Below are 16078 nucleotides of genomic sequence, written 5' to 3' on the forward strand. Positions count from 1 at the left end.
CGTATTTGAGAGTCCTCAACTTGGCCGCAGCCGCGACCAGGATTCCAGGCGATCTTCTCCAATTGCCGCAGTTCGGCTCAGGCGGAGCGCAAAGCTAGTCGGCCTTTCGACAATCTCCGTTTTGGGGCGGGCGCAGCTGGCCTGGCGGGGTGCAGCACCCCGCTACCCACAGCATCGTTTGAGCGCTGCCATCGCATAGCCCACCGTTATTGAGCTTTGTCAGATTGGCGAATTCAGCTCTGGCTAGGCTGTCCTGAGGTCACGTCACGGATTGGGCAATGTCTGAATTCGATCAACTCAGAACCGCAACCTACGCAACCCAGTTCAGGGCCGCGAAAGCGGCGAGCCGAATTCTCGACTGGCCTGTCCTCGGTGTCGCATTTGCGCTGGTCAGCGTCGTTGCGTGGGATCTAGCTCTGCTGTGGCTTGCCGTCAAACTCTGTCGGGTCGTGTTCCTCTAGTCGCCTGAACCCAGCTATTTCATCTGCCGCATGATATTTTCCGAAACAATCCTCGCCGGCGCCTACACGGTGGAGATAGATAGGCATCAGGACAACCGGGGATACTTCGCTCGGGTATTCTGCGCCGACACATTTCTTGCGCACGGTCTCAAGCCTGTCGTCGCACAGGCAAGTATCAGCTACAACGCAAAACGCGGTACGCTGCGCGGCCTGCATTTTCAGTATCCCCCGGCGACGGAGAACAAGTACGTCCGATGCACCAAGGGGGCGGTGGCCGACGTGATCGTCGACCTGAGGCCGGAATCGGCGACCTACTTGCGACATGTCATCGTTAACCTCTCGGCGGACAATGGCCGCGGGCTCTACATACCGGAGCGCTTCGCGCATGGTTTCATCACGCTCACTGACGATACGGAGCTGATTTATCTAATCAGCAACTATTACACGCCAGGCGCGGAAGGCGGGTTGCCGCATGACGATCCTTCGCTTGGAATTTCCTGGCCGGCAGAGGTGCGGGTGCTCTCGGATCGTGACAGGACGTGGAAGCCCCACAGCAATATCGGGGACGAATTGAAGGCCCGCATGAATATCGCTGTCCCCAAGAGGTCGTAGGTGAGGGCCCCACGTTCGCAAAAAGCAAACGTGACTTGACGACCGTCAATAGCTCTGCCCCGACCAACGCTAGCGTGTCGGTGACATCACAGATCGCCCCCGGCAGGAGCCATAAAATGCTGAAAGAAGCGGCATCCACCCTTAACGTCAAAGCACCAACTGCGCATGCAATGGAGTTGAGCTGTTGTCGTTTCTGCAGCGCGCCTCTTGAACGCGTGTTTATCGATCTCGGAATGTCTCCGTTGGCAAACTCCTATCTTCGGAACGAGAAAGCCAAGCAAGACGAGCGTTTTTTTCCGTTGCGGGCTTACGTTTGCGGAGAGTGCTTCCTTGTCCAGATCGAGGAATGGGAGGCGCCGGAGAATATCTTTGGAGACTATGCCTACTTTTCATCCTACAGCGATTCATGGCTGCAGCATGCTAAGTCCTACGTCACCCGAGTCATCGAAAGGTTCGCACTCGGGGCAAACAGCAAGGTCGTCGAGATCGCGAGCAACGACGGCTATTTGCTGCAGTACTTTGTCGAAGCCGATGTGCCGGTTCTAGGCATCGAGCCGGCTCAGAACGTCGCTGCCGTTGCGCGCGCGAAGGGCATTCCGACTCGTGTGGAGTTCTTCGGCGAACGTGCTGCCCGTACCTTGCGACGCGAGGGGCTGCGCGCTGATCTGTTGATCGGAAACAATGTCCTGGCTCACGTGCCAAATTTGAATGACTTCGTCAAAGGCATGAGCCTTCTTCTCGCCGACGCGGGGGTCATCACGATGGAGTTCCCCCATCTGATGCGTCTGTTTGACGAGTGCCAGATCGACACGATCTATCACGAGCATTTTTCATACTTCTCGTTTATCGCTGTCGAGAAGATCTTTGCGGCTCACGGCCTGACATTGTTTGATGTCGAAGAGTTGCCGACCCATGGTGGCTCGTTGCGAATCTATGCTCAGCACGCCAATAAGGGATGGCATCCGATCTCTCATCGGGTGCTGGATCTCAGGCGCCGCGAAATCGATGCCGGATATGCCAACCTTGATCACTACGACGCGTTCGAAGAGCGCGCTATGGAAACCAGGCAAAAGCTTCTTTCCTTTCTTGAGGATGCAAAGCGACAGGGCAAGCGTGTTGTCGGGTACGGCGCCCCAGCCAAGGGCAACACACTCTTGAACTACTGCGGCATTACCTCGGACCTCATTGAGTATACGGTCGACCGAAACCCGCACAAGCAGGGGTCGTTGTTGCCGGGATCTCACATTCCAATTCTTGAGCCCGAACGCATCAACGTGACAAAGCCGGACTACATCCTCATTCTACCCTGGAACCTGAAGCGGGAGATCGTCAGCCAGTTGTCATTCGCCCGCAGCTGGGGAGCTCAGTTCGTGGTGCCGATTCCCGAGCCCAGGATCGTGGATTGAGCCAACCGGATACCGGAGGGTCGTGGAGCATGGATGACATTGCAAGGCATGCAGACCTCGCGGACCTCAGGGAGACTGACGCGGCCGTTGACCTGTCGGCGGACAAGACGGGACGGGCTCTCCACGAGTTTATTGCGGATATGTATCCCATCTCCCGCAGCATAACGGGGGATGGAACCCGAAGGACGATCGATCTCATCCGAAACTATGTCCCGCTTACCACGTGCGAAGTACCGTCCGGTCTGCAGGTATTTGATTGGACCGTTCCACCGGAGTGGAACGTGCGTGATGCATATGTCAAGAACAGCGCCGGCGAGCGCGTGATCGATTTCAGGAAGTCGAACTTGCACCTCCTTGGCTACAGCATACCGGTGAGCGCGCACATGACGCTCGACGAGCTTAAGCCTCACCTCTACTCGGATCCGGAAAAGCCGGACTGGATTCCCTATCGGACAAGCTATTACCAGAAGACGTGGGGCTTCTGTCTGCCGCACAATGAACTATTGGCAATGCAGGAGGACGACTACGAGGTTTGTATCGATACCAGCCTCGCACCGGGTCATCTGACTTACGGCGATCTGAGACTGCTTGGCCGTACCTCGGACGAGGTGCTGATCTCCTGCCATATCTGTCATCCGTCGCTCTGCAATGACAACCTGTCCGGGATCGCGGTCGCAACCGCGCTGGCGCAGCACCTGCGGAAGATGGAGCTCAGGTATACCTATCGCTTCGTCTTCATCCCCGGCACTATTGGAGCGATCACCTGGTTGGCGCTCAACGAGGCTCATGTCGGTCGGGTGAAGCATGGATTTGTGTTGACCTGCGCCGGCGATTCGGGGGCGATGACCTACAAGAGGAGCCGCCGCGGCAACACAGAGATCGATCGAGCCTGGTCCTATGTGCTTGAGCAGAGCGGCGAACCGTACGAAATTCAGGAGTTCTCACCTTACGGCTATGACGAGCGGCAATATTGCTCGCCTGGCTTCAACCTACCGATCGGGACCGTGATGCGAACGCCCTTCGGTAGATTCGCGGAGTATCACAGCTCGGCCGATAATCTGGACTTTGTTCGCCCTGCTGCGCTGTACGATACTCTAACGAAGGCGATTGCAGCTATCGACGTCATCGAGCACAACGCCTGCTTTCGGAACGAGAGGCCGTTCTGCGAGCCAAAATTGGGCAATTATGGCCTTTACCGTGGATTGGGCGGGCTCGCGGCCGGAGATTTCCAGATGGGGCTGCTATGGGTCCTGAACATGTCGGACGGAGATCTTTCACTGCTCGACATCGCCGAACGATCCAAATTGCCCTGGGCGGTGATAAAGGAAGCGGCCGCCGCGCTGAGCCGAGCCGGTCTCATCAAGCAAAGCGAGCCGGGCCCGACAAACTAGTTTCGTTAGGGCGGGTGGTGTTTGCCGGCCGATAGAGGTTGAGACAGCTGAAGGGCGACGAGTTGATGGTGTCCGCTGGAAACGGCTCGCCAGCACGTCGAATTTGGCATTCCCGGACCAGCGAGAGGTCATGATCCAAAGGGTGGCGCTCATTGTCGGGTGGGTGGTACTCGTGTTCATCACGTTCGCAACGCTGACACCAATTCAAGGTCGTCCGAGGTTGGCTGGCCTTCAACTGGAGCACTTCGCTGCCTTCGCTGTAATGGGCTTTGCGTTTGCGTTCGGCATAACACGTCGCACGTTGGCTGTTCTTGCCATGGTGATCCTCAGCGCGCTTGCTCTCGAAGGCATGCAGTTGCTAACGCCAGATCGGCATGGTCGGATTCTCGACGCCGCAGTGAAGGTCATCGGAGGAGCCTGCGGGGTCGGCGCCGGCCGTTTAGCTCCGATCTGGCGGCATCTGATCGATATCCTGACTTCGCCATCCGCGAAACGTCATCGGTAACAGCGCGTGGTATTCGTGGCGAATGCCCTTGCGTAGTTGCTCGCGCGCTACCGTTCCCGCAAGCTTTCCTGCTTATACCGCATGATCGGGGATAAGAGATAGCTAATGACGCTGCGTGATCCGGACTTGATCTCGACGGTGGCGGCCATACCGGGAGAAAGGCTGACGCGCTTGTTCTCGATGTTCATGTAGCTGCGGTCGAGCGACACTCGCGCTGCGTAGACAAGCTCCTGTCCATCGGGTTCGCTGCTTGTTGTCCCGGCGCCGAGAGACCTGGTGCTGCCGTTCTCTGGTGGCTTGTTCCGGGGAATAGCATCCTGGGAGATGTTGATCACCTTGCCATGTAGCAGTCCGTACCGGGTGAAATTGAAGGTATCGATCTTGATGGCGGCGTCCTGGCCTGCCTCGACGAAGCCGATATCCTGATTCGAGATCATGGCCTCGACTTCGAGATTGCTATCGATTGGAACGATCATCATGATTGGTTGCGCCGGCGTGACGACACCCCCGACGGTATGAACCGCGAGTTGCTGTACGACGCCATCGATTGGCGCAGTCAGGTTTTGCAGGCCGGTGTGCCGTTCGGCTTTGATGACGTCCTGGCTTAGACCGGCAGCCTTCTGTTCCGCCTTGGCGAGTTCCTCGAGCAACGTTCGTTCGTATTCGGCGATAGCCTTGTTGCGGTTCTCCACCAGAACCGCGATGGCGGCATCTGCTTCGCCAAAACGGCTTTGCTGAACGAGTATCTCCTGTCGCTGACCGAGTAGCTCTTGGTAGTCGGCCAAGTATTGCAGCTTGGAACCGAGTTCTTTCTGGTACAGCTGCTCGCGTATCTCGACGCGCTGCTGGAGCGGGCCAATTGTGGCTTTCAGCTTATCCATCGACGCCTTCGAAGTGGCTCGCTCTGCCTCCTTTTGTGAGATTTGGCGGTCAATTGCAGCGAGTTTGGCAGCCTGCTCGGTGGCTTGGCTGACGAGAAAGCGACGATGCATCTCGATCAGAGTAGGTGTGGCGGCTGGGGGCGGGTTAAACGCCGAAGCGAGATTAGGCTTATTTGACAGTAACGCCGTCAAGCGGGCGGCGTCGAGCTGCGCACTCATCAGATCGCTCTTGAGGTGGTTCAGCTCTGCAGCCGAAATGGTCGCATCCAGATCAATCAGGCGTTCACCGGCTCTGACGGTTTGGCCGTCGTGAACGTAGATCGCGCGAACAACGGCGGTCTCGAAGGGCTGGATGGTCTTGGTTCGGTCGCTCGGGATGATCTTGCCAGGAGCGATAGCAACAATGTCGATGGTTCCAAGGCAGGCCCAGAGCAGGGCGACAACGAAACCCGCCGTGATGCTGACGACGATGGTACGTCCAACCGGCGAAGGAGGGGTCTCGATGATTTCGAGCGCTGCGGGGAGGAAAGCGAGTGCTTCGCTCGGATGAATCCCGCGGGAAGGCGTTAGCCCGACAACGGCGCGGCCGAGCTTGCGGGCGTGATCCGCGAAAACAATGACCGCATTCCCGCTGTTCGCATTCCGGGGCGGCTCCGTCGGCGCGGCCGGCCGCTGCTCAGACGTTGCAGGTGCGCGATCGGCGCGAGACGAGAACATACCAGCCAGTCGTGCCCCGACGATCAGGGAGCGCTCCTTTGAACGCCGAATGAATTCCAGGCAGGATCGTGAAAAGCGCAGAAGCCGAGCGATGATGGCGCGTCGTTGGGCGATCACGACGAGCCGTCCGTCCCAATTGGACTCAAGCTCGTATCTGGAAATGATAGATGGCCTTTCGGCGCCAGCGGTCATCACCACGGCCTCGTGGCCATGTACTTTTCCGAGTAGGAGAAAGCTCCCGCTGCGAATCGGGAGGATGCCAGGCAGGGCTGATGCCGATAGTCCGTCCCAATCGGTCAGAACACAGCTTGCAGAGAGATTGAGCTCCCTCGCATAAGCGAGCATTTCCGGGACACCAATAAGCGTGTAACCGGACAACTGGCGAATGTGATCCACGCTGCTGTCGACACCACGCAATCGGAGCAGGAGGTCGAGCACAAACAGCCCCGGATCGTCGAACGTCTCTGCGGTTGTCTGTCTCATGCGGCCTCGTCGATGCCGGCGTGAGCTCGACCGTGTCGCCTGTTGGTGTCGACGCAAGCGAAGGACAGTCTATGTAAGGTCATGGAAGCCCGACTGTAGGCGGAAGAGCTTTGAATAACGTCCTCCGCGCTTGACCAGCTCTTGATGAGAACCATCCTCGACCAGGCGGCCATCTTCAATCGTGATGATCCGGTCGGCCATTCGTAAGGCTGATAGCCGATGCGCAATGATCAGGACGGTACGGCCCTGCACGATTTTGGCCATGTTCTGTTGAACGATGTGCTCACTCTCGTAGTCGAGTGCGCTGGTCGCCTCGTCAAAGATCAGGATCCGTGGATCGGTTACCAGCGCGCGTGCAATCGCAATGCGCTGACGCTGTCCGCCGGACAGGCTGCTCCCGCGTTCGCCGACTATGGTGTCGTATCCGTTCGGTAGCTGTAGAATGAAATTGTGTGCACCGGCCATCGTGGCCGCTTCAACCACACGCTCCGTCGATGTCGCGGGATCCGCGAAGGCGATATTGTCCCTGATCGAACAGTTGAAGAGGACACTGTCCTGGAGAACTACACCGATCTGTCTGCGCAGCCAGGCGGGGTCTACCTGTGTCACGTCGATCCCGTCGATCAGAACCCGGCCTCGCTCGGGGATATACAGCCGCTGCACAAGTTTGGCCAAAGTGCTCTTCCCCGATCCCGAGGAGCCCACTATTCCAATGACCTGCCTTGCCGGAACGTGCAGCTGCACATCTCGAAGGATCTCGGGCCCATCGATGCGATAGCGAAAGGTCACCTGTTCGAACGCAATATCACCTCGGATCGTAGCCAGCGCCATTTTGCCAGGCCTGTAAACAGGCTCCGGCTCTGTATTCAGGATGTCGCCGAGGCGCGCGATCGAGAGTCTGGCTTGGTGAAAATCTTGCCAAGTCTGGGCTAGTCGGAGGACTGGAGCGCTGATGCGACCGGAGATCAGATTGAAGGCAACCAGCTCGCCAACGGTAAGATCGCCAGCGATGACGAACCGAGCGCCGAAATAGAGGATGGCGACGCCGACCAGTTTGTTGACAAGCTGGACCGATTGGCTGGACACGTTCGCCAGGCTGATGACACGAAAGCTCGCTGCGACGTATCCGGCGAGCTGTTGCTCCCAGCGGCGTTGCATCTGAGGCTCCACAGCCATCGCCTTGAGCGTTTCCATCGCGGTCACGCTCTCCACAAGAAAGGCCTGGTTCTCCGCACCCCGCTGGAATTTTTCGTCGAGCCGCCGCTGAAACAGAGGCGTCGCTCCGGCAGAAATCGCGACATAGACCGGAAGCGAGGCGAGAACGATCCAGGTTAGCGTTGGCGAGTAGAAGGCCAGCACTGCAATGAAGACAACCGAAAACGACAGGTCGATGACCAAGGTCAGAGCGGAACTCGTCACGAAATTGCGGATATTTTCGAGTTCCCTGACCCTCGCGACAGAGTCACCCACCCGCCGCGCCTGGAAGTAGCCGATCGGCAACGCCAACAGGTGGCGGAACAGCCGAGCGCCGAGTTCGACATCGATTCGGTTGGTGGTGTGAGAGAAAAGGTATGTACGTAGAACTCCAAGGATTGTTTCGAACATCGCGGTCGCTACGAGGCCGATGGCAAGTACGTCCAGCGTGCTCATGCTGCGATGCACTAGAACCTTGTCGATAACCACCTGGAAGAAGAGCGGCGATACCAGGGCAAACAGCTGAAGGCAGAACGATGCTGCAAGGACTTCGAGGAGCAATCGCCGGTATTTTCTGATTGCGCCGAGAAACCACGTGATGTCGAAACGCCGCGCCAGATCGGAAAGAGAGGCTCGACGCGTCATCAGAATGACCGCGCCGTCCCAGACGGCTTCGAGTTCCATCCGCGACATCATGACCGGTTGCGGGCGACCCGGCTCGAGCGCGATGACCCGCTCCTCGGTGGCCTTTCCGAAGATAAGAAATCTATCCTCCCGAAGGATGGCGAGCGCCGGCATCGGCAGACCGGAAAGCCTAGACCAATTGGTCCTGACGACACGTGCCTTCAGCCCAAGCTCCTTGGCACAGCGGAGAACCTCGGCGACCCTGATGATGGTCCCAAACTGACGACGGATGCGCTCAGGATCTATGGCGAGGCCGTTAAATCGGAGCATCATGACCAACGCGATCAACCCTTGATCGGGGATTACGCCAATTGGCTCAAGGTGCTCGGGCATCCTCTCTCCGCATTGCATCGAGCAGTTGCGATCCGGCAGTCACCATGCAGTTCGCGCCGATCATGAAGATATGTCGTTTTGACGCCCGAGCGCGTCCTTAGAAGCAGCTCGTATCCTCAGAATTGGGCGGCATTCCGACTCGAAGAGGGCCAGCACCCCATCCTAGGCCGCGCACCGATGGCGAGTTGACGGCCGTCAATATCGGCGCATGGCGGCCGCCTATCATCCTGCTGATGGTTGTAGTTGCGACAAGATCAGCCTTGCACCGCCCGACCGAACATCGTTCTGCAGGCGTTAGTGTCCGCCCCGCAGTGTGGCTCGGTCTCCAGATAAGGACCGCGGCGATGACGGAGCCTTCGTTCGATTTCAGCGAAGAGGTTGCTGTTTCGGTGGCCCGATCGAGGCTGAGCCCGGAGCAAGATGTCCCGTCTTCTAGACGAGAACGGCTTGATGGATCGGATCGGCACGCTCTGAAAGTGTTGTTTGCGAACAAGTTCTTCTTTCGTAACGGCGGCTCCGAAGTCGTGATGTTCGACGAGATGGAGTTGATGCGCAGGTGGAATGTTGACGTCGTCGAATTCTCCATGAATGACGATCGAAATATTCCATCACGCTTCCAATCGTACTTCGTTTCGCAGAAATCGTATCGCGCATCATCAAGACGCGAAAAGCTGAGATCGGCATTATCCTTTATTCATTCATGCGAAGCTGTCTCGCAAATTACGCGCCTCATCCGAGATGAGAAGCCGGACATACTGCACTGTCACAATATCTATCACCAGCTCACTCCCTCGATCGTCACCGCAGCAGCGGAAATGGGGGTTCCCGTCGTTCTCACGCTTCACGACTACAAACCGGTGTGTCCCGTCTATACGCAGCTTAGCAACGGACAGGTGTGTACGAGATGCGGGGACGGCGCCTTTGAGACAATTCTCGCTCGCCGCTGCGCCGACGGCTCTCTTGGGCGCAGCGCCTTGCTTTGGGCGGAGGCGCGCTATCACGCGCTGCTGGGAAGCTATCACCGCGTCGGAAAATTCATTGCGCCGAGCAAGTTCATGTATGAGGCCATTGTCCGTCGGTTCGGTGCCGATAAGGTGGTTCATATTCCGAACGGGATAGACGCATCGCGTATCGATACCTCTGTCGGAGATGACGGATACGCACTGTATTTCGGGCGCTTGTCGCCTGAAAAAGGCGTTGAGGATCTCCTTAAAGCTCATGCGACAGCCCAAGGAGCCTGGCGGCTGGTGATCGCTGGCACTGGACCGCTTTTCGATGAGCTTCGGCGGAAATACCCCGCGGCGGAGTTCAGAGGGCATCTCACAGGCATCGACCTCGAGCGCACAATCAGGGAGGCGGGTTTGATTATCGTGCCCTCGGTGTGGCACGAAAACAGTCCTCTATCGATCCTTGAGGCGATGGCGCATGGTAAGCCGATCGTCGCTTCCCGCATTGGCGGAATTCCCGAGTTGGTCAGAGACGGGACGACAGGTCTGTTGTTTGACCCTGGCGACGTTGTTCAACTCTCCGAAAAAGTCAGAACTCTTCTCGTCGATCGCAGTCGTCGCGAGGTGTTCGGTCGCAACGCACGCAAGACCGTCGAGAACGAGTACTCGCTTGCGGAACACGGTGCGACGTTACTCTCGTTATACGAGGATCTGATTGCATCAGTCGGCTTACACAGGAAAGTTGGATCATAAAATGGACCTTACCGTCATTTCCACGTTCCGCTGCAACTCCAAATGTCAGATGTGTTACATATGGCAGAATCCGACCGAGCCAAAGGAAGAGGTGTCGCTGGCTACGTTGTCGAAGCTTCCATCCGGCTTCGACAATCTGAATGTTTCGGGTGGAGAGCCGACGCTTCGCAAAGACCTCGGAGAGATGATCGATCTTCTCTATCCGAAGGCAAGAGTGACGGAAATATCGTCGAACGGGCTGCATCCGGAGCGCCTCGTTCCGATCATCAAGAAACACCCCAACATCAAGGTACGCTTTTCGCTCGAGGGCGATCAGGAGACCAGCGACAGAATTCGCGGCGAGAAGGACGGTTACAGCACCAAGATCGCGGGACTTCGTATGCTGCGCGAAGCCGGCGGCACCGACCTTGGCTTCGCGATGGTCATCCAGGACGAAAACGTCGATCAGCTCGTCAATGTCTACGAGTTCGCTCGCAAGGAGGGATTCGAGCTGGCAACTTCCACGCTTCACAATGCGTGGCAGTTCTACAAGAACGACAATTACTTCTATGATCGGAAGGCAGTCGCGCGGAAAGTTGAGGGGCTTATTTCGGCGTTGCTGCGCAGTCCGAAGCCAAAGAACTGGTTTCGGGCCTACCTGAACCTTGGCCTGATCGAGAAGATTCTCGGTCATGATCGGTTGATCCCGTGCAGTGCGGGTAGGGATTTTGCCTTCATCGACCCGTGGTCGGACGTATGGGCCTGCAACGTCCGCTCGGATCTCCCCATGGGAAATCTTGCGCGGGAATCATGGAACGAGATCATGAATAGCGAGGCCGCCCAGCAGACACGGAAGAAGGTCGCGAGCTGTGGACAGAACTGCTGGATGGTGACGACCGCGCGGACCGCGATGCGGTCCAACTTGGTCCCTCAGCTTCCGAAAGGCGAGCCGTTGTTATGGGTCATCAAGAACAAGCTCAAGGTCTCGATCGGCAAGAGCATATGCTTTGACAGCTATATTAATTATTCCGACGTGCGTCCATCGCCGCACGTCGAGCGAACGTCGTTCTTGAACAAGAATGTCAAGGCCCGGCTGGTCAAGGGCCGCATAACCCCGGACGAGCATTACCCGTTGCGAACATTTATGAACAATTAGATTGGGAGGAAGTCCAGATGAGAAGGCGTGAGATCTACATGTTCGGCTTCCGTGGCTTCCCTCAAATTCAGGGTGGTATCGAGACGCATGCAGAGAATCTCGCACCAAGGTTGGTCGAGCTAGGCAGGGGGGTTACCGTCTGCATGCGGTCTCCTTACGTCACCTCGAATGTCCCCAAAGTCTGGAGGGGGGTGCGGGTACTGCGACTGTGGACTCTAAGTAACAAGTATCTGGAGACTCTGCTGCATTCCGTAGTCTGCGCAATTGTCGCAATGGTGCGGCGGCCGGCGTTGGTGCACATTCACGGTATAGGTCCTGCAATTGTAACGCCGTTACTTCGTGCTGTCGGCCTGCGGGTCGTCGTCACGCATCATGGTGAGGACTATAATAGGGAAAAATGGGGCTGGGCGGCGCGTATGGTCCTGAGGACCGGCGAAGCTGTCGGAATGCGCTATGCTAGCAAGCGCATTGCGGTCAGTCGCAGCATAGGCGACCTCGTCACTTCCAAATATGGCAAACCCTGCGAGGTGGTGCCGAATGGCGTGGTGTTCTCGGACTTGCCGCAGCAAAGCGAACAGGTGGTCGGGTTGGGATTGGAGCCAGGACGATACGTATTGACGGTCGGCCGGCTTGTTCCTGAGAAGCGGCAGCTCGATCTTTTGCGCGCATTCCTGGCTACGGCAATGCCGGGATGGAAGCTCGCCATAGTTGGAAAGATCGACCACCAGAATGAGTACGCGGATCAGCTGGTGAGAGAAGCGGCAGGCCACCAGAACGTTGTCATGGCCGGGTTTCAGACCGGCGATGGGCTGCGACAACTCTACGCCCACGCGGCACTGTTTGTTTTGCCGTCGTCCCATGAGGGGCTGCCGATCGTGCTGCTTGAAGCGCTTAGCTATGGATTGCCGGTGCTGGTAAGCGATATCGCACCTAATCTGGAGGTGGTGGGTGATCCCGAACACATTTTCCATGTCGGTGATTGTGAGGAGTTGGGTGCGAAGCTGTTGATGCTGACGAAGACGCGTCTGAGCGCGTCTGAGCGCGAAATAGTACGTCGCGAAAGCGCCTTGCGGTACGATTGGTCCGATATCGCATCGAGAACGTCGGATATCTATGATGACCTGCTCGGCCGGACACTGCAGCAAGGCAATCTATCACGCGCAAGCTGGGGCGCCAGCGCAAGGTCGCAACAATCGGCATACGGCAGACCAGCCAACCATTGAGGCATTGCCAGCGCTTTCGACGACAAAGTCTGGCAGCATATTGGCGCGCCTCATGCGTTGATCGGGTTGAAGCGATGCCGCGCCCGGGCTGGCGGCACCGAGGATTGTGGCTCGGAGCCTGATTTCAGGTCGGGCGTCCCCGGTTCCCAGTGCTGAGATCTCAGCTTTTGTGGTCGTCCCGCTAAGGTTGGCGATAGCGCCGGCCATGGTCGATGGGCGTGGCGTCCAAAGTCTGCAGCCAGCGATCGAAATCCTGGCGAGTCACGGGCTTTTGTGACTGGATCCTATCGGTGGGCTAAACTATCCGCCAGCACTAGCTCGAGTCCCCTCCCATTGCCTAGATAATGAACATAGATTGGGGCTTCCGAAAGCGGCTGAACCCTGAAAGGCTTCGGGGTGGGGATTCGCAAGCCCGACGAAGCTGGCCAGGTGTCGAAGCGCCGGGCGTTGCTGGATTATGTGAGAATGAGCAGGGTGGATGAGCTAACGACCGGTGAGATTGACGAGCGGATTGTTTCGATCATCGAACTGGCCGGTGGAAATTTAGTGCGCTTGTCCGATCCGTCATTCGAGTTCGTGCCGGAGCGGATGACAGGAGCGATATCGGCCATTCATCAGCGCCTGAAAGCGGAGCTTGCTGCGCTTCTTAAGCTGCGGACCGTATACGGCGATCTGATTGTTTGTCGCATTGTTGCCGGCAGCTATCCTTGGAACCAAGACCGATTGTCGCCGTATCAACATTTGAGACTCGCGTGGCTACAGCTCGCACAGCTGAGCAGCATGTTTGATCATTCCATGACTGAGCTCGATCGCCTTCACAACGAAACGCTAGAGTTGCTTTCTGTCGATGTCGAAAGAGCAGTTGCTGATGGCTCTCCTCGAACGAGGGCGGGCGAGCGGAACACGCGGGTAGATCGCTGGTTCGAAGTTGTGCCGCAGCACGAAGCGCCAACGTTCAAGACCATGAGGATAGCAAGCGAGTTGTCGATCGCTGACGCACTCATTGCGGAGTACTGTGACGCTGCGCGGCGCGAGCTATTGGAAGAGATCGACGCGACTGTACAAATCGTTAGTTCCAGCATCGCTGGTTTTTTGTCGGATCATGGTGGCGAGCTGATAGACCTTATTGGTCGTTACAACGACATGGTCGAGAACCTCGAACTCCGGTATCGCCGAATCTGAGACGAAGATTTTGAACTGTCGGCGACACGAAATATCCATTCATCCTGCAGATTTTGATTCCTGGGTGCCGACTCGCAGCTGACTGGCTGTTACCTTGCCTGCAACGGAAGCGAGCTCGTAGCTCACTCTTTGCCCTTGAATCAACGTCGAAATGCCGGCTTCCTCGACGGCGGACATATGAACGAATACATCCTTGCCTCCGCCGTCGGGCCTTATGAAGCCGTAACCCTTAAACTTATTGAACCAGACTACGAATCCGTTAGCCAAAGTTCCTCCGGCATCCGCATGATCTAGTCCGACGTAAAGATTGAAAGCGTAGCAAGTTCACATCGGGCGTAGAATGACTTCTTTTTGCTCAAACCCCTGTTACCCCTTGGTCCGGTGAGGGTCGAGTTTCGTTCATCCAGACTGACCGGCGCTGCGATATGCCGCGCATAAATCGGAACTCGCCGTCCAAAGCTCACATCCTCACAATAGACTCGTTAATTCTTGCTGCGCAAATAAGCAATATGCCGCGTTTATTTGCAGATGCGCTTGCTGCTTTGCATGTGTTGTAGGCGCAAGCGCCTCTCGAAATGCCTCCGTCGATCGACCTGGAATAGAATATGCGGCATCTTGCTATTAGTTGCAAAGACGCAGTGGCAAAGTGATCGCGATCTGAAAGCCCAGTTAAACTCAAAAAGAGCTACGGCAGTATGAAATGTCGCGCAACGCACCCCTTTCGCGACAACCGGCTAGGGTCTGGGGCGAAAGCGATCCGCGACGGAGAGGGATGAGCAGAGCAGGCGCCTGCCTTGGTCTCGTCGGGAGGCGCAAGTTTGACAAGTATGTCTGATATTCTCCGACCGTCCGCGTGAGATGACGTCAGTCGAGTGCCGGAGATTGAAGCCGATTCACCTCGTCAGATCGACAAGCCGGAGTGGGAGCTTTAGCCTGCTAACGATCTTTCTCACAGCTTGTGGTGTTCTTCCAAGGCGTCGTGAGACGGCGTGCAAGCTCTTTCCCTCTAAAATGAGGAACCGTACCTGCTCGATTTCGTGATGACTCCATGGCGGAGCAACCTTTCGCTTGGTGGTGTGCGGGGCCAACACTATGGCGCTCCTTTTCAGGCGGTTACGAAGAGGCAACGGTCTCGAGGGTCAGGGAAGCGGGGTGAGCTGGTAAGTCGTGACAATCGGGCTTGCTTGCCCCGCATCATAGTTCTGGCTGGCTATAGCCTGGATGGCCTCGCGATGCCGATGAAAGGTCGCGCGAATGTCCATTTCATCGGCGCCATCGACCGCTGCGCGATCAATAAGAGCGTCCCAATCAACTTTGCAGATCACTCGTTTGGGACCGTCAAACATCGCGAACAGGATGCCTGAATGTTGGTCAACAACGGTCATCTCTCCGGAAGGGTCATGTCGAAGGGGCATCGCAGCGGATCTCCGTTGTGAACTCTTCGTCGCCGTTTGCTCCGGGGGCTCAGGAGTTGCTTTTGCACTACGCCCTATGCCGGCGAAGACTGCCTTGCGCGAGATGGAAGCTAGGGAAATAAAGCAATGTTGAATCTGATCACGGTCAAGTTGTGGGACCGGCCCCGGGCATCAAATCGTCTCATGCCAAACGAGTTCGCTATCGACTCTCCGCAATGGCTGTCTCTGGTCCGCTTGTCCGAACCAGCGTCGCGCTCGATTGCGCCGCAAAGGATCCTGGATGGTTGAAGCTCGCTCTGCTTGCGCTCTGCGCAGAGTTTATGCTGTCGACGATTGATTGGGCGATTAGTGACTTCGTTTCGGGGTAGCAACTATGACCGACCGACCGACCGTCCTCGTCACAGGGGGTGCGGGCTATATTGGCTCGCATGCCTGCCGCGCCCTGGCCGCCGCCGGCTATCAGCCCGTCGTTTATGACAATCTCTCGACAGGTCATCGCAGCTTCGTTGCCGGCCCCCTGGTGACCGGCGACCTTCTCGACGGCGCAGCGCTGGCGCGCGCCTTCGCCGATNACAAGATCACGGCGGTGATGCATTTCGCGGCGGCGAGCCTCGTCGGCGAATCCATGACCGACCCGCAGAAGTACTACATCAACAATTTGCAGGGCACGCTGTCGCTGCTCCAGGCAATGCGCAACGCAGATTGCCATCGCATCGTGTTCTCCTCGACCGGCGCCGTCTACGGCAATGCCGATTC

Annotated in this window: 14 protein-coding genes; 10 read left to right on the forward strand and 4 right to left on the reverse strand. The window is 57.2% G+C overall.

The genetic code is table 11. The features are described from left to right. The first annotated feature begins 278 nt into the window (after positions 1 to 278). The 5 genes from A3M7_RS0133390 to A3M7_RS45365 all read left to right on the forward strand — a co-directional run bounded on the left by A3M7_RS0133390 (position 279) and on the right by A3M7_RS45365 (position 4375). Positions 279 to 461 carry a hypothetical protein gene (locus A3M7_RS0133390; protein WP_027547805.1) on the forward strand — a complete coding sequence of 61 codons (183 nt, stop codon included), beginning with the start codon at positions 279 to 281 and terminating at the stop codon, positions 459 to 461. A 30-nt stretch (positions 462 to 491) separates the two neighbouring features. Then, a complete protein-coding gene (locus tag A3M7_RS45360) occupies positions 492 to 1073 on the forward strand; it encodes a dTDP-4-dehydrorhamnose 3,5-epimerase family protein (protein WP_049823850.1) in 582 nt (193 codons plus the stop codon). A 170-nt stretch (positions 1074 to 1243) separates the two neighbouring features. Continuing rightward, complete coding sequence (locus A3M7_RS0133400; protein WP_027547806.1) at positions 1244 to 2479, forward strand: class I SAM-dependent methyltransferase; 1236 nt, start codon at positions 1244 to 1246, stop codon at positions 2477 to 2479. A 29-nt stretch (positions 2480 to 2508) separates the two neighbouring features. Continuing rightward, positions 2509 to 3870: a DUF4910 domain-containing protein gene (locus A3M7_RS0133405; RefSeq protein ID WP_027547807.1), complete on the forward strand. Its 1362-nt coding sequence runs from the start codon at positions 2509 to 2511 to the stop codon at positions 3868 to 3870. Between the two features lie 130 nt (positions 3871 to 4000). Beyond that, complete coding sequence (locus tag A3M7_RS45365; RefSeq protein WP_063629481.1) at positions 4001 to 4375, forward strand: hypothetical protein; 375 nt, start codon at positions 4001 to 4003, stop codon at positions 4373 to 4375. A 47-nt stretch (positions 4376 to 4422) separates the two neighbouring features. On the opposite strand, the gene A3M7_RS0133415 is transcribed toward A3M7_RS45365, so the two are convergent. Both A3M7_RS0133415 and A3M7_RS0133420 read right to left on the reverse strand, forming a co-directional pair. Beyond that, positions 4423 to 6456, reverse strand: a complete 2034-nt coding sequence (locus A3M7_RS0133415) for an HlyD family type I secretion periplasmic adaptor subunit (protein WP_156937054.1) — start codon at positions 6454 to 6456, stop codon at positions 4423 to 4425. Between the two features lie 69 nt (positions 6457 to 6525). Further along, the gene (locus A3M7_RS0133420) at positions 6526 to 8667 is read right to left on the reverse strand and encodes a type I secretion system permease/ATPase (protein ID WP_049823857.1); all 2142 of its coding nucleotides are present in this window, start codon (positions 8665 to 8667) and stop codon (positions 6526 to 6528) included. Between the two features lie 344 nt (positions 8668 to 9011). Here A3M7_RS0133420 and A3M7_RS0133425 point away from each other — a divergent pair, with 344 nt between their 5' ends. The 4 genes from A3M7_RS0133425 (at position 9012) to A3M7_RS0133440 (ending at position 13907) form a co-directional block, all read left to right on the forward strand. Next, positions 9012 to 10367, forward strand: a complete 1356-nt coding sequence (locus A3M7_RS0133425; protein ID WP_198033855.1) for a glycosyltransferase family 4 protein — start codon at positions 9012 to 9014, stop codon at positions 10365 to 10367. Position 10368: 1 nt separating this feature from the next. Then, entirely contained in the window at positions 10369 to 11502 is a 1134-nt protein-coding gene (locus A3M7_RS0133430; RefSeq protein ID WP_027547811.1) for a radical SAM protein, read from the forward strand. A 17-nt stretch (positions 11503 to 11519) separates the two neighbouring features. Beyond that, complete coding sequence (locus A3M7_RS45370) at positions 11520 to 12725, forward strand: glycosyltransferase family 4 protein (RefSeq protein WP_049823854.1); 1206 nt, start codon at positions 11520 to 11522, stop codon at positions 12723 to 12725. Positions 12726 to 13121: 396 nt separating this feature from the next. Further along, positions 13122 to 13907, forward strand: a complete 786-nt coding sequence (locus A3M7_RS0133440) for a hypothetical protein (RefSeq protein ID WP_027547812.1) — start codon at positions 13122 to 13124, stop codon at positions 13905 to 13907. Between the two features lie 39 nt (positions 13908 to 13946). Here A3M7_RS0133440 and A3M7_RS47525 read toward each other — a convergent pair whose 3' ends face one another. Together A3M7_RS47525 and A3M7_RS0133450 are read right to left on the reverse strand one after the other, a co-directional pair. Continuing rightward, complete coding sequence (locus tag A3M7_RS47525; protein WP_027547813.1) at positions 13947 to 14174, reverse strand: cold-shock protein; 228 nt, start codon at positions 14172 to 14174, stop codon at positions 13947 to 13949. Between the two features lie 872 nt (positions 14175 to 15046). Further along, positions 15047 to 15292, reverse strand: a complete 246-nt coding sequence (locus tag A3M7_RS0133450) for a DUF1488 family protein (RefSeq protein WP_027547814.1) — start codon at positions 15290 to 15292, stop codon at positions 15047 to 15049. Between the two features lie 403 nt (positions 15293 to 15695). Here A3M7_RS0133450 and A3M7_RS0133455 point away from each other — a divergent pair. Next, the coding region (locus tag A3M7_RS0133455) for an NAD-dependent epimerase/dehydratase family protein (RefSeq protein WP_027547815.1) at positions 15696 to 16078 on the forward strand (383 nt) is incomplete at its 3' end.

This window comes from Bradyrhizobium sp. WSM2254 (assembly GCF_000472645.1).
Taxonomy (GTDB): domain Bacteria; phylum Pseudomonadota; class Alphaproteobacteria; order Rhizobiales; family Xanthobacteraceae; genus Bradyrhizobium; species Bradyrhizobium niftali.

Bases quoted from the DNA above. Each gene is read 5' to 3' on its own strand.
- A3M7_RS0133390 (WP_027547805.1), top strand. From the start codon at position 279: ATGTCTGAATTCGATCAACTCAGAACCGCAACCTACGCAACCCAGTTC.
- A3M7_RS45360 (WP_049823850.1), top strand. From the start codon at position 492: ATGATATTTTCCGAAACAATCCTCGCCGGCGCCTACACGGTGGAGATA.
- A3M7_RS0133400 (WP_027547806.1), top strand. From the start codon at position 1,244: ATGGAGTTGAGCTGTTGTCGTTTCTGCAGCGCGCCTCTTGAACGCGTG.
- A3M7_RS0133405 (WP_027547807.1), top strand. From the start codon at position 2,509: ATGGATGACATTGCAAGGCATGCAGACCTCGCGGACCTCAGGGAGACT.
- A3M7_RS45365 (WP_063629481.1), top strand. From the start codon at position 4,001: ATGATCCAAAGGGTGGCGCTCATTGTCGGGTGGGTGGTACTCGTGTTC.
- A3M7_RS0133415 (WP_156937054.1), bottom strand. From the start codon at position 6,456: ATGAGACAGACAACCGCAGAGACGTTCGACGATCCGGGGCTGTTTGTG.
- A3M7_RS0133420 (WP_049823857.1), bottom strand. From the start codon at position 8,667: ATGCCCGAGCACCTTGAGCCAATTGGCGTAATCCCCGATCAAGGGTTG.
- A3M7_RS0133425 (WP_198033855.1), top strand. From the start codon at position 9,012: ATGACGGAGCCTTCGTTCGATTTCAGCGAAGAGGTTGCTGTTTCGGTG.
- A3M7_RS0133430 (WP_027547811.1), top strand. From the start codon at position 10,369: ATGGACCTTACCGTCATTTCCACGTTCCGCTGCAACTCCAAATGTCAG.
- A3M7_RS45370 (WP_049823854.1), top strand. From the start codon at position 11,520: ATGAGAAGGCGTGAGATCTACATGTTCGGCTTCCGTGGCTTCCCTCAA.
- A3M7_RS0133450 (WP_027547814.1), bottom strand. From the start codon at position 15,292: ATGACCGTTGTTGACCAACATTCAGGCATCCTGTTCGCGATGTTTGAC.